Genomic DNA, 25,862 nt, shown 5'->3' on the forward strand with positions numbered 1-25,862 from the left:
GGACTGCGGCTTCGAAGGTGCGGTCGGATGAGACGGATCAAACGGGCGGCATGCGTCAAAGGCGTGTCGATGCGGGTCCTACAGCGTTCGATGCCTTCCATCCCATGGTGTCGCTCTGCTATGTTACGGCTGCCCTCGTCTTCTGCATGGCGGCGATGCAGCCCGTGTATCTGCTCATCTCGTTTGCAGGTGCGTTCGCCTACGGCATCGTGTTGAGGGGGCCGCGGACCGCAGTCCGCTCGCTCGCGTGGCAGCTGCCCCTCGTCGTGGTCGTCGCGTTGGCGAACCCGCTGTTTTCCGCGTCTGGCTCCACGGAGCTGTTTCGCATCGGCTCTCGTGCGTTCTATCTCGAAAGCTTCGCGTTCGGCTCCTGCATGGGCCTTATGCTGGCAACCGTGTTCACGCTGTTCTCGAATGCGTCGCGCGTTCTGTCTTCCGACAAGATCATGGCGCTGTTCGGTGGTTTTGCGCCAACGATCGGCCTGATGCTGTCCATGACAATGCGGCTTGTGCCGCAGTTCGTGCGGCGCGGCAGCGATATCGATGCGGTGCAGCGCGCCTGCACGGCTGCCCGCCCTGCTTGTGCGGAGAAGGGCGGCACACGGCGCGGCTACCTGCGATCGGCTTCAGTGCTGATGGGGTGGAGTATGGAAGACTCGCTCGAGACGGCGGCCGCCATGAAGGCCAAGGGATGGGGCGCCGGTTCGCGACGTACGACGTACAGGCGCTTTCGGTTTCGGCGTCTCGATGCACTCGCGCTCGCATGGGGTGGCGCGCTCGTGCTGGTGTCCGTGGCAGCGGCCGTGGCGGCGTGCGGGCAATTCCGATTCTACCCGATCATCGAGGGAGTCGCTCCTTGGTGGAGCTATCTGCCCTACGCCGCGTTCGTCGCCCTGCCGCTAGCGATGAGCGCGAAAGAGCGTGCACGATGGCGACCGTAAAGGCGATCGAGGCACGCGGGCTCGCGTTTTCGTATCCGGACGCGGAACTCGTTGTCGGGCCGCTTGACTGGCAGGTGGAGGAAGGGGCATTCCATCTGATCGTGGGCGCTACCGGCAGCGGAAAGACGACGCTTCTGCGCTGCTTGAAGCCAGCGCTCGTTCCGGCGGGGAGGCGGTATGGGTCGCTCGAGGTATTCGGACGCGCCGTCGACGGGCTCGACGCGCGCGAAGCGGCTGCGACCGTGGGCTATGTCTCCCAAAGCCCCGAGAACCAGATCGTGTGCGACAGCGTGTGGCACGAGCTGGCCTTCGGGTTGGAGAATCTCGGCATCGCCCAGGATACGATGCGCCGCCGCGTTGCCGAGACGGGGCATTTCTTCGGCATCGAGCCGTGGTTTCGCCGATCCGTCGACGAGCTGTCAGGCGGTCAAAAGCAGATGACGACGCTCGCCGGCACCCTGGCCATGCAGCCGCGCCTGCTCGTGCTTGACGAACCCACCGCGCTCCTGGATCCCGTGGCCGAGAAAAACTTCCTGCATGCGCTGTTCCGTGTGAACCGTGAGCTGGGTATTACCGTCGTAGTGGCCGTTCACGAGCCCGAGGCGATGCTCGACTACGCCACCGATGCGGTGGAGCTGGCGGATGGGCGCCTGCGCTCGGTAGCTGGGTGCGGTAAGGCGAAGACACCGCAGCTTTATGCGCGGCGCGGCGTTCAAGCGACGTTCCCAACCCAAAACGCCGCCCGACCCGCCGTGTGCGTGCGCGACGTCCATATGCGATACGATCGTCAGGACGATTGGGTGCTGCGGGGCTTCGATCTGGAGGCGACGGCAGGTTGCATCCATGCTATCGTGGGCGGCAACGGCTGCGGCAAGTCCACGCTTTTGCGGGTGATTGCCGGCGTGCTGAAACCCGAACGCGGGCGGGTGGATAACCGCTTGGCCGCCTGCCAGGCATTGCTGCCGCAGGATCCGAAGACGCTGTTCGTATGCGATTCGGTGGCCGACGAACTGCATGAATGGCAGAAAGCTTGCGGATATGACGACTCCGCCGTCGACGATGCGCTTCTGCGTTTCGGTCTCGCCGGACGCGCAACCAGCCATCCCTACGACGTATCGGGCGGCGAGCAGCAGAAGCTCGCGTTCGCGAAGCTGCTGCTGGCCGAACCGGAGCTGCTGCTGCTCGACGAGCCCACGAAGGGGCTCGACGCGCCATCGAAGCTGACCGTCGGGCGTATGCTGCGTGAACGTGCCCGCGCCGGGACGACGATCGTCATGGCCACCCATGACCTTTCCTTTGCCGCGCTCGTCTCGGATACGGTTACCATGGTATTCGACGGCGAGGCCGCCTGCACCGAGCCCGCTGCCGACTTCTTTGCGAACAACCTGTTCTACCGCCCTGCGCAGGACGCTTTCGCGCTCCTATGGAACGAGCAATGCGGATGAGCGGGCAACCGCTGGGCATCGATAGCCCTTCCCGTTCTCGTGCCCTCGTGTCCCGCGTTCTCGCGGCGCTTGAGATACCGGCGCTCATCGCGGTGCCCGCAGCGCTGGGACTCTGCGCCTACGTGCAGATGGAGCAGGCTGCGCTCTTCACCATGGTTGTGGCGATCGCCGCTGTCGGCGTGTTCTTAGCGGGCTTCGAGACGTCGCGTCCCGCGCTGCGTCAGATCATGCCCGCAGTCGTGCTCGGAGCGATTGCCGCCGCCGGACGCGTCCTGTTCGCGCCTGTTCCCGACTTCAAACCGGTGTCGGCCGTCTGCATTCTGGCCGGCGCGGTGTTCGGACGCCGCAGCGGCTTCTTGGTCGGTGCGCTCGCAGCACTCGTGTCGAATTTTTTCTTCGGCCAGGGTCCGTGGACGCCCTGGCAGATGTACGCCTGGGGGCTCGTCGGCTACCTCGCCGGCATGTTGGCCGACCGCGGATGGCTCGACCGTATGCCGGCGGTGTGCGTTTATGGATTTCTATCGGGGCTGCTGTACGGTCTGCTGCTCAACAGCTGGTACATCGTCGGATTCGTCCATCCGCTCACATGGCCTGCGGCGCTCTTCGCGTTCGGCGCGGCGCTGCCCCTCGATGCTCTGCACGGGGCAGCCTCGGTCGCGTTCCTGCTTGCGCTCTACGCGCCTTGGCGCAGGAAGCTCGAGCGCATCAAGCGCAAGCACGCCTTGGCGGACAGCGGGCAGGCGGCCTGCAAGCGGACGCGTGCTACAATGCTGCCCGACCGATTGGAAGGGGGAGCGTCCATGGAGGCGCACGAGAACGCGCTGCACAAGGCGGTCGCCTCGCTCAGACGCGGCGAGGCGGTCATGTTTCCGACGGACACCGTGTACGGGTTGGGGGCGGCCGTTGATTTCGCGGAGGGCCCCGGTATGCTCTACGATCTCAAGGAGCGCGACCGCGGCAAGCCCATCGCCTGGCTCGTGGGCGATCCGGACGATCTCGACCGCTACGGCGAGGATGTGTCCGCTTCTGTTCGCGCGCTTGCACGAAGGTTCTGGCCGGGTCCGCTCACGCTCGTCGTGAAAGCAGCTGAGCGCGTTCCCGACTCGTTCCGGTCCGCGGCGGGCACCATCGGCCTTCGAATGCCGGACGATGCAACGGCGCTCGCGCTCATCGAGGCGGTCGGGTGTCCGCTTGCGACGACGTCGGCGAATCGCTCGGGGAACCGGGCGCCGCGTTCGTTCGACGAGCTCGATCCCGCGCTTGTCGAACGCGTGTTCGTCGTGGCGGATCTCGGCGATTCCAAGACGAGCGGACTCGCGTCCACCGTGCTCGATTGCACCGGCGACGCTCCTCTTGTCGTGCGCCAAGGCGCCATCGCCCTCGAAGATATTCGGCCGCTGCTGTAACGCTGCTCCCGCCATGCGGGGGACCCTTGCCCGATCTTCCGCACCTGCCGTGTCCGCTGCGGGTATACTGGGACAAACTCCTGGGGAGGGGGAAGTATGGCGGAAAGCACGGTTACAACCGCGCCGGTGGGGTTCTTGTCCCATGACGGCGTATCTATGATCAAGGGCATCGAGTGGAAGCCAGCCGAGGTCAGGGGAAGAAAGCGCGCCGCGCCGCGCGGTGTCGTGCAGATCGTTCACGGCATGGTCGAGCATGTGGGGCGCTATGACGAATTCGCCCGCTTCTTGGCGCAGCGCGGATTCGTGGTGTGCGCCGCCGACCATATCGGTCATGGAAAAAGCGTCTCGTCGCTCGACGATCTGGGCTGCCTGCCCGTCGAAGGCAAGGAGATACTCATCGAGGATGTGCATGAACTGCGCAAGACGGTGACGGCGCGCTATTCGCGCCAGACGCCCTGCATCCTGTTCGGCCATTCGATGGGCAGCTTCATTGTGCGCGCCTACCTGGCTCGTCATGGCGAGGGGCTTTCCGGCGCGGTGCTCTGCGGGACGGGCCAGCAGCCGCTCGCGTTGTCGAAGGCGGGTAACGCGCTCGCCCGCTTCTTGGCAAAGCGCAAGGGGTGCTCTTACCGAAGCCCGCTGCTCGATCGCATGGGCGTGGGAGCGTATGCGCGCCAGATCGATAACGCGCGCACGCCGCATGATTGGATATGCACGGATCCCGCCGTCGTGGATGCCTATCGTGCCGACGAACTGTGCGGCGCGATGTTCTCCGTCGGCGGCTACGCCTCGCTTACCGACCTCACGGCCGAGGTCGCCACGGCGCGGTGCGCGTCGCGGGTGCCGAAGGATCTGCCGGTGCTGTTCATCGCCGGGGCCGAGGATCCTGTCGGGGCGTGCGGCAAGGGCGTCGAAGCCGCTGCCGAGCTCATGCGGCGCGCGGGCGTGCGCGATGTCGAGCTGCATCTGTACGATGGCATGCGCCACGAAATCCTCAACGAACCGGGCCGCACCCGGGTTTATACTGAGGTGATCGATTGGATTGAGGAGCATGCATGCCGAAACGCTACGTCGTAGCGCTCGACCAGGGAACCACCTCGTCGCGCGCGATGCTCGTCGACGCGCAGGGTCGCGTCGTCGATGCGGTGCAGAACCCGTTCCCTCAGATATACCCGCGGCCTGGCTGGGTGGAGCACGACCCGCGCGACATCCTGACGTCGCAGCTTGGCGCTCTCACCGAGCTGCTGGTAGCTCGTAACCTCGGGCCGGACGACATCGACAGCATCGGCATCACGAACCAGCGCGAGACCACGATCGTCTGGGATCGCGAGACGGGCGAGCCGGTGTCGAACGCCATCGTGTGGCAGTGTCGTCGCACGGCTCCCATCATCGAGGAACTCGCGATGCGCACGGGCGTCGCTCGCGAAATCCAGGCCCGGACCGGGCTCGTGCCCGATGCGTACTTCTCCGCGAGCAAGGTGAAGTGGATCCTCGACAACGTCGAGGGCGCGCGCGAGGCGGCGCAAGCCGGCAGATTGGCGTTCGGAACCGTGGACAGCTGGCTCATCTGGTCGCTCACGCAGGGCCAGGTGCATGCGACCGACGTGACAAATGCCAGTCGCACCATGCTGTTCAACATTCACGACATGCGCTGGGATCCCTGGCTACTTGAGTTGTTCGATGTGCCCGCATCCATGCTGCCCGAGGTGCGGCCTTCATCAAGCGAGTTCGGCCGCACGGCGAACCCCGGCATCGTGCCGGGCGTTCCCATCTGCGGCGTCGCAGGCGATCAGCAGGCCGCCCTGTTCGGCCAATGTTGCTTCGAGCCGGGCCAAGCGAAGAACACCTACGGCACCGGCTGCTTCCTGCTCATGCACACCGGCTTCGATGCTTGCCGCTCGGAGCACGGGCTGATCGCCACCGTCGCCGCTTCGGCGCCCGATACGCCCTGCCCCGAATACGCCCTCGAGGGCAGCGTGTTCGTGGCGGGCGCGCTCTTGCAGTGGCTGCGCGACGAGCTGGGACTTGTCGACGATGTGGCCGATACCTCGGCCATCGCCCGAAGCGTCCCCGATACCGGAGGCGTATGCATCGTGCCTGCGTTCACGGGTCTCGGCGCCCCGCATTGGGATTCCGAGGCGCGCGGAGCCATCTACGGCTTGACGCGCGGCACGACGCGGGCCCACCTCGTGCGAGCGGCACTCGAGTCCCTGGCCTATCAGGTGCACGATCTCTGCGTGGCCATGGAGGCGGATGCGCAGGTGGCCTTGAGCTCGCTCAACGTGGACGGAGGCGCGTCCGCGAACGATTTTCTCATGCAATTCCAAAGCGATATCTTGCGCACGCCTCTGCGCCGTCCGCAGAATACGGAAACCACCGCGCTCGGCGCCGCGTTCCTCGCGGGGCTTTTCACGGGCTTTTGGAAGGATGCGGACGCTCTGCGCGCGCTTCGCGCTTCGGACGCGGTGTTCGAACCGTGCATGGAAGATGCGCGCCATGCACGGCTGCTCGAAAGCTGGGCCTGCGCTGTCGCCCGGACGATGTCCAGGCCGTGCTCCTGAACGCGAGCTGCTGCGCGTATCAGAAGGATCGGGAGTCTGAGGAAGGATACAGGATATGAAGATCAGCATCGCAAGCGACCATGCAGGCTTCGAGCAGAAGCAGGGGCTCGTTGACTATCTGGTCGCGCAAGGCCACGACGTGATCGATCGCGGACCGGACTCCGATGAGCGTGTCGACTATCCCGACTACGCTGCGCTCGTTGCGCGCGACGTGGCGGGCGGCGCGGCCGAGCGCGGTGTGCTCGTGTGCGGTACAGGCATCGGCATGGCCGTGGCTGCGAACAAGGTTCGCGGCATCCGCGCCGTGAACGTGGTCACCCCTCGCTTCGCCGAACTTTCGCGCGAGCACAACGATGCGAACATCGTCGCGCTTTCCGGTCGCTTCGTCGACGTGGATGTGAACCGGGCCATTCTCGATGCGTTTCTCGCCACCCCCTTCGGCGAGGGCCGCCACGCGGGTCGTGTCGAGAAGATCAAGGCGCTCGAAGAGGGGTGAGTGGCGCTTTCTGGCCTCCTGCGCCGCCTGCAGACCAGCGCGGTTGCGGATGTGCTAGCATATCGACCGACGCAAAACAGCTTGCTCCGCCTTCGAAAGGATGCCCGTCATGGCTTTGACCTATCTGCCCGATTCCGACCCTGCCGTCGCCGACGCCCTGCGCCAAGAGCTTACTCGCGAGCGCGACTCCATTGAGCTCATCGCTTCGGAAAACTTCACGTCGCCCGCTGTCATGGAGGCCGTGGGCAGCGTGCTCACCAATAAGTACGCCGAGGGCTATCCGCGCAAACGCTATTATGGCGGCTGCGAAAAGGTGGACATTGTCGAGGATCTGGCGCGTGATCGCGCATGCGCGCTGTTCGGAGCAGGTTATGCGAACGTACAGCCCCACTGCGGCGCGAATGCGAACTTCGGCGCCTACGCAGCGCTCCTCGAGCTGGGCGACACGGTGTTGGGCATGAGCTTGGACCAGGGCGGACACCTCACGCACGGCTCGCCTGTGAACTTCTCGGGGCGCTACTACCGCTTCGCCAGCTACGGCGTGGATCCCAAGACCGAGACCATCGACTACGACGAAGTCGAGCGCATCGCCAAAGAGGTGCAGCCGAAGCTCATCGTGGGCGGCGCGTCGGCCTACCCCCGCATCATCGACTTCGAGCGCATGGGCGCCATCGCGCGCGAGGTGGGCGCGTACTTTATGGTGGACATGGCCCACATTGCCGGCCTCGTGGCCGCCGGCGCGCACCCGAGTCCCGTGCCGCACGCCGACGTGGTCACGTCCACCAGCCACAAGACCCTGCGCGGACCGCGCGGCGGCTTCATCCTCTCGAACGACGAGGACATAGCCAAGCGCGTGGACAAGGCCGTGTTCCCCGGCGCGCAGGGCGGCCCGCTCATGCACGTCATCGCCGGTAAGGCCGTCGCGTTCGGCGAGGCCGCGCAGCCCTCTTATAAGGAGTACATCGGCCATGTGGTGGAGAACGCCGCACGTCTGGGACAGGGCATGATGGACGGCGGCCTGCGCCTCGTCTCCGGCGGCACCGACAACCACCTGTGCCTCGTGGACCTCACGCCCGCCGACGTCACCGGCAAGGACGCCGAGAAGCTTTTGGAGAGCGTGGGCCTGACGGCGAACAAGAACTCCATCCCCAACGAGACCCGCTCGCCCTTCGTCACAAGCGGCATCCGCGTGGGCAGCGCTGCGGCCACGACACGCGGTTTCACCGCCGAGGATTTCTACGAGGTGGGCCAGCTCATCGCCGCTACGGTGTTCAACGCCGAGAGCGAGTCGAGGCTCGCCGACATCCGCGCCAAGGTAGATGCCCTCTTGGCCGCTCATCCGCTCTATCCCGAACTGGCCTACTAGTATGTGGGGCGATCGCGTCCGGTTGATCGACCATCCGATGGTGCAGCACAAGCTGTCCATCTTGCGCGACAAGGCCACACCCTCCAAACAGTTCCGCGAACTCGTTCGCGAGCTCGCGCTGTTCGAGGGCTACGAGGCCATGCGCGATCTGCCTCTTTCTGAGGTGGATGTCGAGACGCCGCTCGCGCCTGCGACGTGCCGTCGCGTTGCCAAACAGGTCGCCGTCGTGCCTATCCTGCGCGCGGGCCTTGGCATGGTGGACGGCGTGCTTGACCTCGTTCCCGCTGCGCGCGTGGGGCATCTTGGCATGTACCGAGACGAAACGACGCACCGCCCCGTCGCGTACTATGCCAAACTGCCCGATGATATTGCCGAGCGAGTCGTCATCGTGGTCGATCCTATGCTCGCAACGGGTGGTTCGGCGGCGGCTGCTATCGCCTACCTGCGAGAGCAGGGCGTGGCGGGTGTCGTGAGACTGATGGTGATCGTCGCGGCTCCGCAGGGCGTCGAGGCCGTGCTTGCCTCCGATCCCGATGTGGAGATCTACGCCTGCGCCATCGACGAGCGGCTCGATGAGAACGCCTACATACTTCCCGGCTTGGGCGACGCCGGCGATCGCATCTTCGGTACCGAGTAGAGAGGGCTGCTATGGAATCGTCCATTGAGCGACCCAGCTGGGACGAATACTTCATGAAGCTGGCAACCGAAGTCGCCAGCCGTACGACCTGCCTGCGTCGGGCGGTGGGTGCCGTCATCGTCAAGGACCGGCGTATCCTAGCTACCGGCTACAACGGTGTTCCGACGGGGCTCGCCCACTGCGCCGAGACAGGGTGCCTGCGTCAGCAGCTGGGCGTTCCGAGCGGGCAGCGCCACGAGATCTGCCGCGGACTGCACGCCGAGCAGAATGCCATCATCCAGGCTGCGCGCTACGGCATCAACATCACGGGCGCCTCCATCTACATTACCACGCAGCCATGCGTGGTGTGCGCCAAAATGCTCATCAACGCCGGCATAGACGAGATTGTCTACCAGAATCCGTATCCTGACGAACTGGCCATGTCCATGTTGCGGGAAGCGGGTATGAAGATGCGCATTTTCGATTCATGATCTGGTGAGACGATTAATCTATCGAATCCGTTCCATGCGCATGTGCTCGCATCAGCGGCAGGGCGGAAGCCTCGCTGAGCGACCGTTCGCGGCGCTTGTCGATCGTTCATGGTCGTTTACCCGGATTTTAGGCATTTCGTTTCCTTTTCGTAGACGAATTTGCATATTCTGTTAGTATGTGTTCCGGTCGAGGTCGGCCGGAGACGACATGCAGGCAGAGGATGAAGAAAGCGAGATATGGCTCTGGCTATTCTAATAGGGGCTGGTGCGGGCCTTCTCGGTTTCATTCCGCTGTTCATCGCCTTGCGATTATCGCGCCGATCCGCGTCAGCGACGGCGCTCAATGCCGCGCTCTATGGTTTGGCGGGCGTATCTGTGTCCCTGGTCGTTCTGATTGTGGAGCTAATCGTGTGCGCGATTGTGGCACGCCCGCTCGTTCTTCCGTTCGGGATAGCCGAAATGCTTGCCCTCATCGTGTCTACGGCTGCGTACGTGGTGTACAAGAACGGTCTCGGCCCGCGCAAGAAACAGTAACGGAAAGGTTGGAAATCCAGTATGGGTGACGCGCTTAACACTTTCGTCGAGGAAGCTCAGCATCTGTCGAGCACATTCGAATCGGCAACCGTGTTCTCGATCGCCGGATGGGACATAAGCCAGTACACGCTGTACATGTTCTTCATCCTGGCCCTCGTCCTCCTGATCGTCCTGATCAGCGGAAAGAAGCTTCAGCTCATTCCCACCAACAAGTTCTTGAACACCGTTGAGTACGGCTACGAGTTCGTGCGCAACGGCATTGGCGCGGACGTCATCGGCCACGGATTCAAGAAGCACGTGCCGTTTTTGTGCACGCTGTTCTTCTTCATCCTGCTGGCCAACGTGGTCGGCCTCATTCCCGGCGCCAAGGCGGCCACCGGCACCATCAGCATCACGTGGGCGCTTGCGGCCATTTCGTTCGTATACTTCAACTTCTACGGACTCAAGCAGCTCGGGGTGTTCGGCTACATCAAGAGCCTCGTGCCGTCGGGCGTGCCGCTGGGCATGGTTCCCGTCATCTGGTTCCTCGAGTTCTTCTCGATGGTCATTCGCGTGCTCACGCTGGCTGTTCGACTGTACGGCAACATGTTGGCCGGCCACATGGTGCTCGCCGTGTTCTCGCTCGCCACGACGGTGTTCCTGCAGTTCGCCATCTTCCAGATGGACTTCGTCACCGCGCTGCCCGCCGTCGCCTGGTTCATCCTGCTCATCCTCATGTATGCCCTCGAATGCCTGGTGGCGTTCCTGCAAGCCTACGTGTTCACCATCCTGTCCGCCTCGTACATCGGCATGGCGACCCATCCCCACTGATGAGGCGCGGCGGTCGCAAGGCCGCCGTTCATTTCGGTACTGCAGCTGGTACGTAATCTCAGCTGATAGGTATAAGCAAGGGTCCGGAGGAAGGCTCCGGGTTCGACAAAGGAGGTAATTGTGGACGTTACTATTGCGCTTGCTGCACTGAAGGTCGTCGGCTACGGCCTGGCCGCCATCGGCCCCGGCATCGGCATCGGTGTTGCAACGTACGGCCTGTGCGTTTCCGCTGCGCGCCAGCCCGAGATGAAGGGCACCCTCATGGGCTACTTCTTCATCGGCGCTGCCATGTCCGAGGCGCTGGCACTGCTCGGCTTGGTCCTCTTCTTCATCGGCTAGCACGATTCCTGGTACAAACCAACAGGTATTCCATCAGTACGAAGAAAAGGAGGGAAGCGAGTTGAACAGAAAAGCAAGTAGAATGGCTCGCGGCTTCGGCAGCTTTGCGTGCGCCGCTGCCGCCGTCACCGCCCTGTGCCCCACGCTGGCGTTCGCCAGCGAGGAATCCAGCGGCGGCATCAACGCCATCTTGCCGCAGATGGATGAATTCATCCCCATGCTCATCGCCTTCCTGATCCTTTGGTTCATCCTCGCGAAATTCGGCTGGCCGCTATTCAACGGCATGCTGGAGAAGCGCGAGCAGACCATCAAGGATTCCCTCGAGAAGTCCGAGCAGGCGCGTATCGAAAGCGAGCGGACGCTCGAGGAGTACAAGCGGCAGCTCGAGGAAGCGAAAAGCCAGGCTTCTCAGATCGTTGCCGAGGCGAAGCGCACCGGCGATGCGGCGAAAGCCGACATCACCGAGAAGGCCCAGATCGAAGCCGCTGCCATGATCGAGAAGGCGCGCGCCGCCATCGAGACGGAAAAGAAGGCGGCCATCGCCGAGCTGCAGGGCTCGGTAGCCGACACTTCGATCGCCGTCGCCTCCCGTCTCATCGGGGACGACTTGAGCGACGAGGAGCATCGCAAGATCATTGAGCGCTACGTGAACGAGGCGGGTAGTTTCAATGCCAACTAATCGTCAGATTCGCAAGGAGAAGGTGGCGACGTATGCCGCCGCGCTGCTCGACGGAGCCTACGAACAAGGCGGCCAGGCTGCTGCGCTCGAGGTTCGCGACCAGCTTGAGCTCATAATACGCATCGTTCGCACGCGAAGCGTCGAATTCTCCAATGCGTTGAAAGACAGCTCCTATACGCCCGAGCAGAGGGGGAGTCTTGCGCGCGCCGTGTTCGCCGACTCCAATCCGGTCCTTGTTGACATTCTGGCCGTCATGGCCGAGCGCAAGGATTTTGCGTTGCTGTCGCGCGTATGGGAAAGCTACGGAGAGCAGCTCGAGCGCAAGCTGAACGTCACGGTCGTCGACGTCGTCACCGTCGTCGAACTGGACGATCATCTGCGAGAGGTTATTACGAAGAAAACCGAGGCCGATCTGGGCACGAAGGTGGTGCTGCGCGAGCGCATCGACAAGTCCCTGATCGGCGGCATATTGATGAGTGCGGGCGGCAGGCGTATCGACGCCAGTGTCCTGTCGCAGTTGGAAAGCGCTCGCAACGTGCTCAAACTATCAACAGATGGAGGTGAATGCTAGTGACTGAAATCACCGCACAGTCTATTGACGATGCACTGCGCAAGCAGCTTGACGCGCTCAACACGAGCGTCGAATCGCGCGAGGTTGGTACCGTTATCCAGATTGGAGACGGTATCGCGCGCGTCGACGGTCTGAGGGCTGCCATGGCAGGCGAGCTTCTCGAGTTCGTGGGCAAGGACGGCCAGACCGTGTACGGTATGGCTCAGAACCTCGAAGAGGACGAAGTCGGCGCCGTGCTGCTTGGTGACGTCACCGCAATCAAGGAGAACGACCAGGTTAAAACGACCGGTCAGATCGTCGACATCCCGGTTGGCAAAGAAATGCTCGGGCGCGTGGTCAACCCGCTCGGCATGCCCATCGACGGCAAGGGTCCCATCAAGGCCGATGGCATGCGTCCGATCGAGTTCAAGGCTCCGGGCGTTATTATGCGCCAACCCGTCGAGGAGCCGATGCAGACCGGCATCCTGGCCATCGACTCGATGATCCCCATCGGTCGCGGACAGCGCGAGCTCATCATCGGCGACCGCCAGACCGGTAAGACCGCCATTGCGGTTGATGCGATCATCAACCAAAAGGGCAAGAACATGATCTGCATCTACGTCGCGATCGGCCAAAAGGCCTCCACGGTTGCCGGCGTGGTGGAGACGCTTGAGCGTCACGGCGCGATGGATTACACCATTATCGTGAACGCTTCCGCGTCCGATTCCGCCCCTCTGCAGTATATCGCCCCCATGGCGGGCGCTGCGATCGGCGAGTACTTCATGTACAACGGCGAGGACGGCAAGCCGGCTTCCGCCGACAACCCGGGCCGCCATGCGCTGTGCATCTACGACGACCTGACCAAGCAGGCTGTCGCCTACCGCCAGATGTCGCTGACGCTGCGCCGCCCGCCGGGACGCGAGGCCTATCCGGGCGATATCTTCTACCTGCACTCGCGTCTGCTGGAGCGCGCGGTCAAGATGTCCGACGAGTACGGTGCGGGTTCGCTGACGGCGCTCCCGATCATCGAGACGCAGGCCGGCGACGTGTCCGCCTACATCCCGACGAACGTCATCTCCATCACCGACGGTCAGATCTTCCTGTCCACCGACCTGTTCTTCCAGGGCCAGCGCCCCGCAGTCAACGTCGGCATCTCGGTGTCGCGCGTTGGCGGTTCCGCGCAGGTGAAGGCCATGAAGCAGGTTGCCGGCACGCTGCGCCTCGATTTGGCGTCCTACCGTGAGCTGCAGGCGTTCACGCAGTTCGGCAGCGACTTGGACAAGGCAACGCAGGCTCAGCTCAATCGCGGTGCACATATGACCGAGCTGCTGAAGCAGGGTCGGTACGCCCCGATGCCCGTCATGGACCAGGCTATCGCCATCTACGCGGGCGCCCACGGCTACCTTGACGACATTCCCCTGGAGGACGTCACGCGCTTCCGTGGTGAGCTGCTCGTGTACCTTCATGCATCCAAGCCCGAGATCGTCGAGGCGTTGGAGAAGGAGCGCAAGTTTACCGATGCCATCGAAGCCGACCTGAACGCTGCGATTGAGACTTTCAAGCTGCAGTTCGCTCCCTCGGCGTAAGGCAGGTAGACTATGCCCAACCTTCACGACATAGAACGGCGCATCAACTCCGTCACTTCGACGAAGCAGATTACGCGCACCATGCAGATGGTGGCGGCAGCGAAGGTCCGTCGTGCCAATGAGCGCGTGCAGGCCGCGACGCCGTACGCCGACTCCATGGTTGAGATGCTGGCCAGCGTCGCCAAGCGTGTGGGTGGCACCGAGAACGCGCTGCTGCGCAAGCATGACGAGATCAAGAACGTGCTCGTGGTGGTCGTCACGTCGGACCGTGGGCTGGCGGGCGGTTTCAACAGCAACGTACTGCGCCACGTGAAGCGCCTCATGAGGAACAAGCAGGCGGAAGGCGCAAGCGTCCAGGTGGTGGCTTGCGGCAAAAAGGCTATCGGCCACTTCACGTACCGTAAGATGGATCCGGTTCTCTCGTTCGCGGACCTATCCGCCGATCCGACGGTGGATGAGGCTGCCGCCATCGCGGCGTTCGCTATCGACGGGTACGTCAATGGGGATGTCGACGAGGTCATCGTGGTGTACAACCATGCAAAGAACCCCGTTGAGCAGGAGCTTTGCCAAGAAACCGTGCTGCCGGTCGACACCTCAACGCTCGAGAGCGAGCTTGCGGCCGACGATGTGCCCGCCGATGAGGAGCCGGTGCTCGAAGGCGATGTGATCTTCGAACCGGGGATCGAAGCCGTTCTCGATCGTCTGTTGCCCGCGTACGTGCGCACCATGCTATACCATGCGCTCATCGACTCGGCCGCCGCCGAGCAGGCCGCGCGTCGAAGCGCCATGATGGCAGCGACCGACAACGCGACCGAGATGGTTGAATTGCTGACCAGATTGTATAACCGTGTACGCCAGGGCGCTATCACGACCGAGATATCGGAAATCGTCGGTGGCGCTGCGGCTTTGGAGGATTAAATGGCTGAACACATGTTTACAAAGGAGGAGCTTGAAGCCAGCAAAGGCGGCGTTGGGCGCATCGTGCGCATCGTCGGTCCCGTTGTTGACGTCGAGTTCGCTCCTGATCAGCTGCCAGCGATCTACAACGCGCTGACGGTTGATGCTACGACGCTGGCGGGTGAGTTGCACCTCGTCCTTGAGGTGGAGACGCACCTGCCGGGCAACCTTGTCCGTTCGGTGGCTATGAGTTCGACGGACGGCCTCGTCCGCGGCCTCGAGGTTGTCGATACGGGCCACCCGATCATGATGCCCGTCGGCCCCGAGACGCTGGGCCGCATCTGGAACGTGATGGGCGAACCGGTGGATGAGAAGCCGATGCCCGAGGTGAAGGGGTACATGCCCATCCACCGCCCGGCACCGGAGTACGACGAGCTGTCAACGACGACCGAGATATTCGAGACCGGCATCAAGGCCATCGACCTCGTCGAGCCCTTCGTCAAGGGCGGCAAGACGGGCCTGTTCGGCGGCGCCGGCGTGGGCAAGACCGTCATCATCCAGGAGCTCATCAACAACCTGGCACAGGAGCACGGCGGCACGTCAGTGTTCACGGGCGTCGGCGAGCGTACCCGCGAGGGCACCGATCTCTACCTCGAGATGAGCGACTCGGGCGTTATCAACAAGACCTGCCTTGTGTACGGTCAGATGAACGAGCCTCCGGGAGCGCGTCTGCGCGTCGGCTTGGCGGGCCTCACCGAGGCGGAGTACTTCCGCGACCAGGGCCAGGACGTGCTCTTGTTCGTGGACAACATCTTCCGCTTCACGCAGGCCGGCTCCGAGGTGTCCGCTCTGCTCGGCCGTATGCCGTCCGCTGTGGGCTACCAGCCGACGCTGGCCACCGAGATGGGTGATTTGCAGGAGCGCATCACGTCGACCACGACCGGCTCAATCACGTCGGTGCAGGCAGTGTACGTGCCCGCCGACGACTTGACCGACCCTGCGCCGGCCACGACGTTCACGCACCTCGACGCGAAGACGGTTCTGTCCCGTTCGATTTCCGAGCTGGGCATCTATCCGGCCGTCGATCCGCTGGAGTCCACTTCCCGCGCGCTCGATCCGCAGATCGTCGGTGACGAGCACTATCGCGTGGCGACGGGCATCCAGGAGCTTCTGCAGAACTACAAGGACCTCCAGGATATCATCGCCATCCTCGGCATGGACGAGCTTTCCGAAGAGCAGAAGCTCACGGTGAACCGCGCTCGCAAGGCGCAGCAGTTCTTCGGCCAGTGCTTCCACGTTGCCGAGCAGTTCACCGGCCTGCCGGGCAAGTACGTGAAGCTCGAGGACACCATCCGCTCCTTTGCGGCCATCCTCGACGGCAAGTGCGATGATATTCCCGAGCAATGCTTCCGCATGAAAGGCTCGATCGACGACGTGTATGCTGCGTACGAAGAGATGAAGAAGGAAGCGTAACATGGCTGGGTTCGTGTGCGACATCGTGACGCCGCGGGCGTTGCTCGTCTCGGAGGAGGTCGAGATCGTCGTCGTGCCCGGCGCTGAAGGCGAAATGGGCTTCTTGAAGGGCCATGCCTCGCTCGTGTCCGTGCTCGCCGATGGCGAGGCGCATGTCAAGAGTGCCGAGGACGGCGAGACGAAGCGTTACGCGCTGCAGGGCGGCTATGTGGAGGTGACGGGCGACAAGGTCATCATTTTGGCCGATCGCGCTCTGCTGTCGTCCGACATCGACGTCGAGGCGGTGCGCCAGCAACTGGCCTCCATAGAAAGCAAACTTGCCGACCTGTCCGACGAAGAAGCGCGCAAGACGACGCTCCCCGCCGACAAGGCGTGGTGCGACGCCCAGCTGAAAGTGGCAGCTGCTTAGCTGGAACATGCCGGACGACGTGCGGCTTGAGGTCGCTTGGCAACGCAACGACTGAAAGTCAAGGCGTCCGAGAAACGAAGCAGAGCCCCCGCATGGGGGCTCTGCTTCGTTGTGCTGGGCTGCGGAGCCGACGAGTTTTTTGCGGACGTCGGTCCAAGCTGAAGGGTCTGCGGCATCCGGCCACGCGGCGCTTCCGCGCAAAAACCATCGTTTGTTCGACTATCGGCTTCGCCGATGCTGGTATCATTGTATCGGCATCGTGGCACACCGCGTTCGCGCCAAAAACACAACCACGCGCATCCCAACCGATTCGAGGCACAAGATATGGCATTCGTCCATCTGCATAACCATACCGAATACTCCCTGCTCGACGGGCATACACACATCTACGACATGGTGAAGCGAGCCGCCGAGCTCGATATGCCGGCTGTGGCCATATCCGACCACGGCGTGATGTCGGGCGTGCCGCAGCTGTGCGAGATGTGCGACAGGGTGGAGGAGGAGACGGGCAAGCGCGTGAAGCCCATCTACGGCTGCGAGGTGTACTTCACCACCGACGAAGAGCTGCGCAAGGATGTCAAACCCAAACTCTACCATCTGCTTCTGCTGGCAAAGACCAACGAGGGCTACCACAACCTGGTGAAGCTGGTCAGCGAGTCGCACGTCGACAACTTCTACTACAAGCCGCGCACGACGTTCAGCATGCTTCAGAAGTACGGTCGGGGCATCATCGGCTCATCGGCGTGCATCGCAGGCATCATTCCAAAGCTCTTGGACAATCGCCAGTTCGATGACGCTGTCGAGTGGGCTAAGCGTTTTGCCAGCTGCTTCGAGCCGGGCGACTTCTACATCGAACTGCAGAACCAGGGCATTCGCACCGACGCCGGGTTCACGCAAACCGAGCTCAACCATATGCTCACCGACGTTGCCAAGGCGGCCGGACTCAAGACCATCGCTACGAACGACTTCCACTACCTTACGCGCGAGGACGCAAAGGCCCAAGATTACATGCTGTGCGTCGCCCAGGGCGCGGCTGTGAACGATGAGAAGCGCATGCGCTTCGAAAACGACGAGTTCTACATGAAGACCGAGGAGGAGATGCGCGAGGCGCTGAAGGACTTCCCCGAGGCCTGCGACACAACGGTAGAGCTGGCCGAGAAGGTGAACGTGGTGCTTGAGCGCGACTCCATCCTGCCGCGGTTCCCCTTGCCCGAAGGCGAGACGGAGGAAAGCTACTTCCGACGTCGTGTGCAGGAGGGCTTGGTCAAGCATTACGGAGACCCGGTTCCGCAGGAGGCGCAGGAACGCGCCGATTACGAGATGGGCGTCATCATCCAGCAGGGCTTCCCGGCGTACTTCCTCATCGTGCAGGAGTACATCGAGTGGGCGCGCAGCCAGGGTATCGGCGTCGGGCCGGGCCGCGGCTCGGCCGCAGGCGCCATCGTTGCGTACGCCATGGACATTACCGCGCTTGACCCACTGTCAAACGGCCTGCTGTTCGAGCGATTCCTGTCGCCCGAACGCGTGGAGATGCCCGATATCGACGTCGACTTCGAGCAGGGTCGCCGCGAAGAGGTGATCAACCACATCAAGGACGTGTACGGCGAGGACCACGTATCGCAGGTCATCACGTTCGGCACGCTGCAAGCGAAGAACGCTGTGCGCGACGCTGCGCGCGTGCTGGACTACCCCTACAACACGGGCGATCGCATATGCAAGCTGATCGGCGACGAGCTGGGCATCACCATCGACAAGGCCCTTGCCACGAACCCGGATCTCAAGAAGGCCTACGAGACCGAGGAGGACGTGAAAGCCGTTCTTGACGCCGCGAAGTCCATCGAGGGCCACGTGCGCGGCGAGGGCGTGCATGCCTGCGCCACCATCATCTGCCGCGATCCTATGAGTGATCACGTGCCCATGAAGCGCGATACCAAGGGCGGCGGCATCATTACGCAATACGACGGTCATTATACGCCCGAGCTCGGCCTGTTGAAGATGGACTTCCTCGGCCTGCGCACGCTCGATGTGCTCACCATCGCCTGCAAGAACATCGAGCAGCGGTTTGGCATGAAGGTCGTCCCAGAAGAGATTCCCATCGACGACGAAGCCGCCTTCAAGCTCATGCAATCGGGCAACATGGACGGCTTGTTTCAGGTGGAGGGCGCGCTGTACGTAAGCCTGTTCGCGCGGCTTCCCCCTACGCGCTTCTCCGACATCGTGGCCTCCATCGCCCTCAACCGTCCGGGCCCCCTTGAGTCCGGCATGGTGGAGGACTATATCAAGGTTGCGAGCGGCAAGACCTCCATCCACTATTACGACGAGCGGCTCCGCCCTATCTTGGAGGAGACGTACGGCACCATGGTCTACCAAGAGCAGATCATGCAGATATCCATGGCTATGAGCGGATTCTCGGCAGGTAAGGCCGACAAGCTGCGCAAGGCGATGGGCAAGAAGAAGATCGACGTCATGCGCGGTTTGCAGGAGGACTGGAACGCCGGCGCGGTCGAGAACGGCTATTCGCTCGAGATTGCAAAGCAGATCTGGGAGGATGCCGAGAAGTTCGCGAAGTACGCGTTCAATAAGTCGCACTCCGCAGCCTACGCCATCCTCGTGATGCGAACCGCGTATTTGAAAGCTCATTACCCAAACGACTTTATGGCCGCCGTGCTGTCGTCCTATATGGGCAATACTGATCGTCTGATCCGCTACATCGCGAGCTGCAACCATTCGGGGATCCCCGTACTGCCCCCGGATATCAACTCGTCCAACGCCGAGTTCACGCCCACGGACGAAGGCGTGCGCTTCGGCTTGGTTGGCGTGCGAGGCGTCGGCGCGAATGTGGCCGAGGCTATCATCGCTGAACGCGAGGCTAATGGTCCGTTCACCTCGCTGCACGACTTTGTGAACCGTCTTGATGCGAAGTGCTACAACCGCAAGACGCTCGAGGCGCTCATCAAGGGCGGGGCATTCGATTCGACGGGTTACACGCGCAAGCAGCTCATGTTCTTCGTGGACGAAACGCCGCTTCTGGAAAGCGCCTCGAAGCGCCAGAAAGATCGCGATGCGGGCCAGGTGTCCATGTTCGATCTGTTCGGCGACGACCCCGATTCAGGCTTCGAGGAGGATATCCCGGAACCCGACGGAGTTGAGTGGCCGAAGCGCCAGCTGCTGTCATACGAGAAGGAGATCATGAAGATCTACGTCTCGGACCATCCGCTGCGCCCCTATGAGAACGCCATCGCGCACATGACGAAGTACCAGCTGGGCGATTTGGCCGAGCGCACGAGCGAGATCAAATCAGCCGTATTCGTGGGCATGGTCTCGAATGTGGTGACGAAGCTCACGAAGCGCGGCACGAAGATGGCTACGTTTACGCTCGAGGATACGACCGGCCACATCGAGGCGATCTGCTTCAAGTACGAGGAAAACGCCGACGCTATCCAAGAGGACGCGATTGTCAAGATCAAGGGCAAATTCGAGCACAATGATCGCGGCAACCAAATCATGGCGTTCGAAGTGGAGTCGATCGAGCTATCCGACGCCGACGCGGCCCCTTCCCACCTCGAGCTGCGCGTGCCCATGGCCGATTTCGATCAGGCTAAGTCCCTGCGCCTTAACCGTATTCTGAAGTCATACCCGGGCCGTGACGGCGTGGTGCTGTTCGTTCAGCAGAACGACGGTCATAAGTTCCGCGCCGAATTGCCCGTATCGGTGGATTCGACGAGCCCCATCATGCGCTCCGAGATCCAAGATCTGTTCGGCGCGCAGGTGTGGAGGGCTTCGTAGGGATACGCGGAGCATGGCGCTTCTCGCTGACGTTGCGAACGATTTGCGAGGCGAAGGGATACGGTTAACGTCTCATTTCAACAATTTGGCAAGCGGAACCCGGCTCGGGCTTGCGGCGGGGCCGGGTTCGTTTATCATGGCGGCTATGAATACGCAAACCATCACCCCCACATCCGCGCGTCAGCGCGAAGCGGCGGCACCAACCGCCGAAAAGCCCGTGCGTGATCACACGCTCGCGCTTACTCTGTCCTACAACGGCGCTCCGTTCTCCGGTTTCGCCCGCCAACCCGGGCAGCTCACCGTGCAGGGTGATCTCGAAGACGCCTTGCACCTGCTGTTCAAGCGCGACGTTGAGACGACGTGTGCCGGACGCACCGACGCCGGCGTGCATGCGCTCGGCCAGGTGGTGAGCTTTGACGTGGACGACGTTGATCTCGGCGGACGCTCGCTGCCTTCCCTGCGCCGCTCGCTCAATGCGCTCACGCACGATGCCATCAGCGTGCGTGAGGTGGAGCCGAAAAAACTCGGCTTCTCGGCGCGGTTCGATGCCCAGGCGCGCGAATATCACTATCATCTGTGCGTGGACAGCACGAGTCCTATCTTCATGAAGGATTTCTCGTGGTTCGTGCCCGGTGGGTTGGATGTGTCGGCAATGGAGGTCGCCTCACAGTACCTGTTGGGTGAACACGACTTCAAGAGCTTCTGCTTGGCAGCGTCGGCTGAGGGAAAGCCGACGAACCGCAATATACGCGAGATATCCTTCCATCCTGAAACCGTCTTAGGGGAGAACATCCTCGCCATCAAGGTGGTAGGCAACGCGTTTCTGCACTCCATGGTTCGCACAATAGTGGGCACGCTTGTTATGGTAGGTCGAGGCCAGCGTCCCGCCTCGTGGGTGGCCGAGGTGCTTGAGGCGCGCGAACGTCAGGCTGCGGGCGAGAATGCTCCTGCCCAGGGTCTTGTGTTCTGGCGAGTCATTTACTGACGTGGTACAATGATCGCCTTGCTTACAGGAAGAAGGCGTGTGTGTTCGGAACATCGACGGAAAAAAAGGTTGCTCGCGAGGTGGATCGCATCGTGTCTATGAAGGAGGATGTCGACGCACTCTCGTGGGGTCGCGTTCTTGAAATCGGCAAGCTCTTGCGAGAGCCCGCCGATGGCGACGCGGTGGCCGATTATGCACGCGAGCTTGTGACCATCGCGCAGTCGAATCTCTCTCTTGCCATCCGTTTGGGTATCGATGCGCCCCTTACGACAGGGCCCATCATGCCTTCCGGAATCGAAGTCGTGGAGGGGGGCTATGCCGATGCTGCGCTACAAGACGCCCCCTCTGCACCAGGGCAGAACGCGAGCAGGCGGTCGCAGCGTATCGAGCTTCCCGTGATCGAGCTTCCATCGGTCGTCGCGACCGTCGCGACCGTCGAGCCCGTTGCTGCCGAGGCGCCTTCTGCTCCGATGGTTGAACCTCTCTGCGATGCACCGATGGCCGCGCCTTCGAGCGATGCTCCCGGTCCGATGGCCGAGTCTTCCTTCGATGCTTCAGCTCCGGCGGTGGATCCCTCCTGCGATGCAGGATGCCCGACTGATGCCGTATCAGAGCCTGCCGTCGAGACTGTGATCGACCAGGCGGAGTCGGCGTGTTTCGAGGTAAGCGTTCCAGCTGCGTCTGAGATTCCCGCGTGCGACCCGCCGAGCGCAGCTTGCGCCGTTCTGTCGCCGACCGAGGAGTTCGCGCCAATTCACGTTGAGGATCCTGCGGAATTCACGTGCGACGTGGAGAAGATCGAAGACGTACAGCGGACGGATGACAGTGCGCTTTCAGACGACGGAGAGGGCGACCGGCCGGCTCATCCGCTGTCAAGCGAGCGGCTCGCAAGTTTCCGCAATCTCTATGAGAGCCAGGATGGCAGCCTGTGCGTGTTCGAGGACGAGCACGGTCACCTTGTTGCCGTTGATACTTCGAAGCTCGCCTGATCTCGCGGGAGCTTCTTTCGCGTTTGCTCATGCGGGAATGTGACGTCGATCCGTCAGAACGCATCGAGTCATGCACGCCCGATCTTGCGGGCAGGGGAGGGGCTCGCTTCGCGTGTGCTGCTCCCTGCGGCACTTGAAGCCTTTGGCCGCTTTCATCCGAACCTATTCGCTCAATGTGATGAATCGTTCATGCATTTCCCGGTATAATGCAGCATTTGGATGGCGGATCGTGCTCGCGTGCAGATCTTTGCTGTCCGAATACGAAGGGGCTTCGAGACAACTGCAATTCTGACGTACCTTGGAGGTTACCATGGCATCATCCGGTGCGCCCGCGCGTTCTTCGTGGTCGGGCAAGTGGGCGTTCATTCTGGCTGCTGCGGCGTCCGCGGTGGGCCTCGGCAACATGTGGCGCTTTCCTTATCTGGCGGCCCAGTATGGCGGTGGCACGTTCTTGCTGACGTACCTCGTGCTCGTCTTCACGTTCGGCGTATCGTTGCTGCTGCTCGAGACGGCGCTCGGACGTAAAACCGGGCAGTCTGCCATTGGCGCTTTTCGGACGTTTGGGAAGAAGTACGCCTTTATCGGTGTGCTGGCAGCGACGGTCCCCTTCATCATCACGCCGTATTACTGCATCATCGGCGGATGGGTGACGAAGTATACAGCCGCTTACCTCATCAATGGTCCTGCGGCACTCGCAGACGATGGAGGCTTCTTCACAGGTTTCATCACAAGCAACACCGAAAGCTTTCTCTGGATGCTCTTGTTCATGGCTATCGTGTTCATCGTCGTGTCGCTCGGCGTGAAGGGCGGCATCGAGAAAGCCAACTTGATCATGATGCCTGCGCTCATTATCATGGCGGTATGCATCGCCATCTACACGATGACCATGCCGGGCGCCCTTGACGGCGTGCTGTACTATCTCGTGCCCGATTTCAGCAAGTTCTCGCCGGAGCTCGTGATCGGGGCGCTCGGGCAGATGTTCTATAGCTTGTCGCTGGCTATGGGCATTATGATCACGTACGGCTCCTATCTTGACAAAAAGTCGAGCCTTACGCAGAGCGTTACCCGCATCGGCGGCTTTGACATTGGTGTGTCGTTCCTCGCAGGGCTTATGATTGTTCCAGCTGCCTTTGTGGCCATGGGATCGGGAGAAGCGGTCGCGTCGAATTCCGGCCCGTCCCTGATGTTCATCACGTTGCCCGGCGTTTTCGGAGGCATGGGCGACGCTGCGACGATCGTCGGTTTTCTGTTCTTCCTGCTCGTGCTGTTCGCAGCGCTGACGAGTGCCATTTCGCTCACCGAAACGTGCGTATCCATTATCATGGACGGCGCGCGGTGGAGCCGCAAGAAGTCGCTTATCGCGGTCATTGCCGTCGTCACAGTCGCGGGCGTTATCGTGAACATGGGCTACAGCGGTCTATCGTTTATCGAGCCGCTCGGGCCAGGATCGTCGCTGCTCGACTTCTTCGACTTCATATCAAACTCGGTTATCATGCCTATCGTCGCACTGTTGACGTGCGTCTTCGTCGGCTGGATTATCAAGCCGAAGGTGATCGTTGACGAGGTGAAACGCTCGAGCCCCTTCAAGGCCGAGAAGGTGTGGACCATCATGATCAAGTACGTTGCGCCTGTGCTGGTGATAGTCATTCTTGTGGCTTACGTCGCGCAAACTTTCGGCCTTGTAAGCTTCTAGCCGTTCGTCCTGCCGGCTACACACAGCGCTCGGTTTGATGACTGGACCATTGCGGGTTTCGATCGGTTGCCGGACTCTTCCCGCCTGACGCTAGACTGGAACCCGATCCGCCGGTTGCGGCGGATCGGGAGATCGGTCGAGCGGAAGGCGATGGGATGAGCGCAGCGGGCATTTCTGGAAGGGCATCGGGTAGCATGCTGCCCGCACTTCTTGCTTGCTCGTTCGCTGGTTCGTTCAGCCAGAGCATGATGAACGTCGCGCTGCCCGAGGTGGCACGTCGTTTCGATGTTACGCTCTCTGTGGCGAACTGGCTGATTGTGGGATACATGGTGGTCGCGGCTACCTCCATTATGCTGTCGGCGTTTTTGCTCGGTCGGCTCGGTTTGCGGCGGGTGTTCTTTGTCGGCGTCGGAGCGCTGGCGATTGGAAGTGGAGCGGCCCTGCTGTCGCCCGATTTTCCAACCTTGTTCGGCAGCCGCCTCATACAGGCTATCGGCACCGGTCTGTTCTTTCCCATGGTGACGAGCGCCATCATGACGAACTCGCCGCGCAGGACGCTCGGCACCCGCCTTGCTCTCAACAGCGGCGTGATAGCCATAGGTTTGGCGGTGAGCCCGACGGTCTCGGGTCTTGCACTCACGTACTTCGGATGGTCGGCGCTGTTCATTGTTCCGTTGGCGCTGGCGCTGGCGCTGCTTGTCGTCGGCGCCTTCCTGATCCGCGACGGCGCATCGCCCGGGCACGCCTCTGCCGACGTACTGAGCGTGATCTTGGGCCTGACGGGTTTGAGCGCGCTCATGTTCGGGCTCGGCGAAATCACCCATGACGTCCTGCCGTCCGTTGTCGCTCTGGCCGGTGGAGCGGTGCTCCTCGCTCTCTTCGCCTGGCGGCAGTTCTCGGCGAGCGAGCCGCTGCTCAATCTACACCCCCTAGCCCATCCGCGCTTCGCTGCAGGAATCGTCCTTGTGATGGTGGGCATGCTGACCTCTTACTCGATGAGCATTCTTCTGCCGCTGTACTACGAAGGAGCGTTGGGGCGTACGGCGTTCGTCTCGGGCCTGCTGTTGCTGGGCCCAGTTCTGGTCAATGCGGTGTTCACGTTCTTCGGAGGCAGGCTGTACGATAAATTCGGCGCTTGGCCGCTCATCCCGGCGGGCCTCGTGCTTGTGCTCATCGGGCAGACGGGCGCGTTCTTCTCGGCGCAAGGCTTCGCGGCGGCGCTGGTCGTGCTATGCTCTGCGGCGGTGTATGCAGGCGTCGGGTTCGTGGTGGCCCCGTCGAAGACGACGGCGCTCGGGCAGCTGCCGTCCAACTTATACCCGCATGGCGCATCCATCAATTCCACGGCTGTTCAGATCGCTTCGGCGCTCGGCTCGTCGTTGTTCGTCGGGGTTCTTTCGGCGGATGTGCTGAGAGATACCGTGGCTGGTGCGGCAAAGGCGCAGGCGTATGCGTCGGGTTTTGCCCATACGCTGGCCATTGCCATCGGTATCGCGGCGGCAGGGCTTGTGCTCGCATTCTTCTACGCGCGTGCGATGCGCAGGCGGGAAGCGCGCAGCAGGTAGCATCATTTCGATGGTGGGCAGGTGAGGCGCGTGTCCTGGTGCATGCGGGTGTCGGCGCTGCCGGGCTGGAGCGCCAGAAGCAGCAACTACGGTATGATGGGACTGCAGCTTGCAAGGGGGCGTCCATGCGCTGCCGGTTGCAGCGCTTCGTCCCGCCCGCAGGCCTTTGACATCCCGTCGCGTGCCGCAACGCGTCGACGCGAACGCGTCGACGCGGACCCGAGTCTGCGCCCCATGCTCAACAC

General features: G+C 62.3%; 23 protein-coding genes. All 23 read left to right on the plus strand.

Annotated elements, in window-relative coordinates; all coding sequences use genetic code 11:
* Positions 1–50: 50 nt before the first annotated feature.
* The 23 genes from C2L71_RS02510 (at position 51) to C2L71_RS02625 (ending at position 25,617) form a co-directional block, all read left to right on the plus strand.
* Positions 51–941: an energy-coupling factor transporter transmembrane component T gene (locus tag C2L71_RS02510; RefSeq protein WP_103264183.1), complete on the plus strand. Its 891-nt coding sequence runs from the start codon at positions 51–53 to the stop codon at positions 939–941.
* On the plus strand, positions 929–2,386 hold the full coding sequence (locus C2L71_RS02515; RefSeq protein ID WP_103264184.1) for an ABC transporter ATP-binding protein: 1,458 nt from the start codon (positions 929–931) through the stop codon (positions 2,384–2,386). The genes C2L71_RS02510 and C2L71_RS02515 overlap by 13 nt, the downstream gene beginning before the upstream one ends.
* The gene (locus C2L71_RS12250) at positions 2,383–3,792 is read left to right on the plus strand and encodes an L-threonylcarbamoyladenylate synthase (RefSeq protein WP_239926245.1); all 1,410 of its coding nucleotides are present in this window, start codon (positions 2,383–2,385) and stop codon (positions 3,790–3,792) included. The genes C2L71_RS02515 and C2L71_RS12250 overlap by 4 nt, the downstream gene beginning before the upstream one ends.
* A 96-nt stretch (positions 3,793–3,888) precedes the next feature.
* Entirely contained in the window at positions 3,889–4,869 is a 981-nt protein-coding gene (locus tag C2L71_RS02530; protein WP_103264185.1) for an alpha/beta hydrolase, read from the plus strand.
* Positions 4,848–6,353: a glycerol kinase GlpK gene (gene glpK / locus C2L71_RS02535; RefSeq protein ID WP_103264186.1), complete on the plus strand. Its 1,506-nt coding sequence runs from the start codon at positions 4,848–4,850 to the stop codon at positions 6,351–6,353. Before C2L71_RS02530 ends, glpK begins: the two co-directional genes overlap by 22 nt.
* Before the next feature lie 55 nt (positions 6,354–6,408).
* Complete coding sequence (gene rpiB, locus C2L71_RS02540) at positions 6,409–6,849, plus strand: ribose 5-phosphate isomerase B (RefSeq protein WP_103264187.1); 441 nt, start codon at positions 6,409–6,411, stop codon at positions 6,847–6,849.
* Positions 6,850–6,958: 109 nt separating this feature from the next.
* Positions 6,959–8,215 carry a serine hydroxymethyltransferase gene (gene glyA, locus C2L71_RS02545; protein ID WP_103264188.1) on the plus strand — a complete coding sequence of 419 codons (1,257 nt, stop codon included), beginning with the start codon at positions 6,959–6,961 and terminating at the stop codon, positions 8,213–8,215.
* A gap of 1 nt (position 8,216) precedes the next feature.
* The gene (gene upp / locus C2L71_RS02550; protein WP_103264189.1) at positions 8,217–8,852 is read left to right on the plus strand and encodes a uracil phosphoribosyltransferase; all 636 of its coding nucleotides are present in this window, start codon (positions 8,217–8,219) and stop codon (positions 8,850–8,852) included.
* A gap of 11 nt (positions 8,853–8,863) precedes the next feature.
* Complete coding sequence (locus C2L71_RS02555) at positions 8,864–9,322, plus strand: deoxycytidylate deaminase (RefSeq protein WP_103264190.1); 459 nt, start codon at positions 8,864–8,866, stop codon at positions 9,320–9,322.
* 237 nt (positions 9,323–9,559) lie between these two features.
* Positions 9,560–9,856: a hypothetical protein gene (locus C2L71_RS02560; RefSeq protein WP_187143229.1), complete on the plus strand. Its 297-nt coding sequence runs from the start codon at positions 9,560–9,562 to the stop codon at positions 9,854–9,856.
* Positions 9,857–9,877: 21 nt separating this feature from the next.
* The gene (gene atpB / locus C2L71_RS02565) at positions 9,878–10,666 is read left to right on the plus strand and encodes a F0F1 ATP synthase subunit A (RefSeq protein ID WP_103264191.1); all 789 of its coding nucleotides are present in this window, start codon (positions 9,878–9,880) and stop codon (positions 10,664–10,666) included.
* A 120-nt stretch (positions 10,667–10,786) separates the two neighbouring features.
* Positions 10,787–11,005 carry an ATP synthase F0 subunit C gene (gene atpE, locus C2L71_RS02570; RefSeq protein WP_013980437.1) on the plus strand — a complete coding sequence of 73 codons (219 nt, stop codon included), beginning with the start codon at positions 10,787–10,789 and terminating at the stop codon, positions 11,003–11,005.
* 82 nt (positions 11,006–11,087) lie between these two features.
* The gene (gene atpF, locus C2L71_RS02575) at positions 11,088–11,684 is read left to right on the plus strand and encodes a F0F1 ATP synthase subunit B (RefSeq protein ID WP_103264192.1); all 597 of its coding nucleotides are present in this window, start codon (positions 11,088–11,090) and stop codon (positions 11,682–11,684) included.
* Positions 11,674–12,255 carry an ATP synthase F1 subunit delta gene (atpH, locus tag C2L71_RS02580; RefSeq protein WP_103264193.1) on the plus strand — a complete coding sequence of 194 codons (582 nt, stop codon included), beginning with the start codon at positions 11,674–11,676 and terminating at the stop codon, positions 12,253–12,255. The genes atpF and atpH overlap by 11 nt, the downstream gene beginning before the upstream one ends.
* Positions 12,249–13,820 carry a F0F1 ATP synthase subunit alpha gene (gene atpA, locus C2L71_RS02585; protein WP_187143231.1) on the plus strand — a complete coding sequence of 524 codons (1,572 nt, stop codon included), beginning with the start codon at positions 12,249–12,251 and terminating at the stop codon, positions 13,818–13,820. The genes atpH and atpA overlap by 7 nt, the downstream gene beginning before the upstream one ends.
* Positions 13,821–13,832: 12 nt before the next feature.
* On the plus strand, positions 13,833–14,738 hold the full coding sequence (gene atpG / locus C2L71_RS02590) for an ATP synthase F1 subunit gamma (RefSeq protein WP_103264195.1): 906 nt from the start codon (positions 13,833–13,835) through the stop codon (positions 14,736–14,738).
* Positions 14,739–16,190: a F0F1 ATP synthase subunit beta gene (gene atpD / locus C2L71_RS02595; protein ID WP_103264196.1), complete on the plus strand. Its 1,452-nt coding sequence runs from the start codon at positions 14,739–14,741 to the stop codon at positions 16,188–16,190. It abuts the gene before it with no gap.
* Between the two features lies 1 nt (position 16,191).
* Entirely contained in the window at positions 16,192–16,599 is a 408-nt protein-coding gene (gene atpC / locus C2L71_RS02600) for an ATP synthase F1 subunit epsilon (protein ID WP_103264197.1), read from the plus strand.
* Positions 16,600–16,923: 324 nt separating this feature from the next.
* A complete protein-coding gene (gene dnaE / locus C2L71_RS02605) occupies positions 16,924–20,385 on the plus strand; it encodes a DNA polymerase III subunit alpha (RefSeq protein WP_103264198.1) in 3,462 nt (1,153 codons plus the stop codon).
* Between the two features lie 145 nt (positions 20,386–20,530).
* Positions 20,531–21,370, plus strand: a complete 840-nt coding sequence (gene truA / locus C2L71_RS02610; RefSeq protein WP_103264264.1) for a tRNA pseudouridine(38-40) synthase TruA — start codon at positions 20,531–20,533, stop codon at positions 21,368–21,370.
* Positions 21,371–21,411: 41 nt separating this feature from the next.
* Complete coding sequence (locus C2L71_RS02615) at positions 21,412–22,359, plus strand: hypothetical protein (RefSeq protein ID WP_103264199.1); 948 nt, start codon at positions 21,412–21,414, stop codon at positions 22,357–22,359.
* Between the two features lie 310 nt (positions 22,360–22,669).
* Positions 22,670–24,052: a sodium-dependent transporter gene (locus tag C2L71_RS02620; protein ID WP_103264265.1), complete on the plus strand. Its 1,383-nt coding sequence runs from the start codon at positions 22,670–22,672 to the stop codon at positions 24,050–24,052.
* 194 nt (positions 24,053–24,246) lie between these two features.
* Complete coding sequence (locus C2L71_RS02625; protein ID WP_239926247.1) at positions 24,247–25,617, plus strand: MFS transporter; 1,371 nt, start codon at positions 24,247–24,249, stop codon at positions 25,615–25,617.
* Positions 25,618–25,862 lie beyond the last annotated feature (245 nt).

Origin of the sequence: Enteroscipio rubneri (genome assembly GCF_002899715.1) — a bacterium.
Lineage (GTDB): Bacteria > Actinomycetota > Coriobacteriia > Coriobacteriales > Eggerthellaceae > Enteroscipio > Enteroscipio rubneri.

Coding starts and splice junctions, on each gene's coding strand:
- C2L71_RS02510 (WP_103264183.1), top strand. CDS start 51: ATGCGTCAAAGGCGTGTCGATGCGGGTCCTACAGCGTTCGATGCCTTC.
- C2L71_RS02530 (WP_103264185.1), top strand. CDS start 3,889: ATGGCGGAAAGCACGGTTACAACCGCGCCGGTGGGGTTCTTGTCCCAT.
- glyA (WP_103264188.1), top strand. CDS start 6,959: ATGGCTTTGACCTATCTGCCCGATTCCGACCCTGCCGTCGCCGACGCC.
- rpiB (WP_103264187.1), top strand. CDS start 6,409: ATGAAGATCAGCATCGCAAGCGACCATGCAGGCTTCGAGCAGAAGCAG.
- atpA (WP_187143231.1), top strand. CDS start 12,249: ATGCTAGTGACTGAAATCACCGCACAGTCTATTGACGATGCACTGCGC.
- atpF (WP_103264192.1), top strand. CDS start 11,088: ATGGCTCGCGGCTTCGGCAGCTTTGCGTGCGCCGCTGCCGCCGTCACC.
- C2L71_RS02515 (WP_103264184.1), top strand. CDS start 929: ATGGCGACCGTAAAGGCGATCGAGGCACGCGGGCTCGCGTTTTCGTAT.
- atpH (WP_103264193.1), top strand. CDS start 11,674: ATGCCAACTAATCGTCAGATTCGCAAGGAGAAGGTGGCGACGTATGCC.
- upp (WP_103264189.1), top strand. CDS start 8,217: ATGTGGGGCGATCGCGTCCGGTTGATCGACCATCCGATGGTGCAGCAC.
- C2L71_RS02625 (WP_239926247.1), top strand. CDS start 24,247: ATGCTGCCCGCACTTCTTGCTTGCTCGTTCGCTGGTTCGTTCAGCCAG.
- C2L71_RS02620 (WP_103264265.1), top strand. CDS start 22,670: ATGGCATCATCCGGTGCGCCCGCGCGTTCTTCGTGGTCGGGCAAGTGG.
- C2L71_RS02555 (WP_103264190.1), top strand. CDS start 8,864: ATGGAATCGTCCATTGAGCGACCCAGCTGGGACGAATACTTCATGAAG.
- truA (WP_103264264.1), top strand. CDS start 20,531: ATGAATACGCAAACCATCACCCCCACATCCGCGCGTCAGCGCGAAGCG.
- glpK (WP_103264186.1), top strand. CDS start 4,848: ATGCCGAAACGCTACGTCGTAGCGCTCGACCAGGGAACCACCTCGTCG.
- C2L71_RS02560 (WP_187143229.1), top strand. CDS start 9,560: ATGGCTCTGGCTATTCTAATAGGGGCTGGTGCGGGCCTTCTCGGTTTC.
- C2L71_RS12250 (WP_239926245.1), top strand. CDS start 2,383: ATGAGCGGGCAACCGCTGGGCATCGATAGCCCTTCCCGTTCTCGTGCC.
- dnaE (WP_103264198.1), top strand. CDS start 16,924: ATGGCATTCGTCCATCTGCATAACCATACCGAATACTCCCTGCTCGAC.
- atpB (WP_103264191.1), top strand. CDS start 9,878: ATGGGTGACGCGCTTAACACTTTCGTCGAGGAAGCTCAGCATCTGTCG.
- atpG (WP_103264195.1), top strand. CDS start 13,833: ATGCCCAACCTTCACGACATAGAACGGCGCATCAACTCCGTCACTTCG.
- atpD (WP_103264196.1), top strand. CDS start 14,739: ATGGCTGAACACATGTTTACAAAGGAGGAGCTTGAAGCCAGCAAAGGC.
- atpC (WP_103264197.1), top strand. CDS start 16,192: ATGGCTGGGTTCGTGTGCGACATCGTGACGCCGCGGGCGTTGCTCGTC.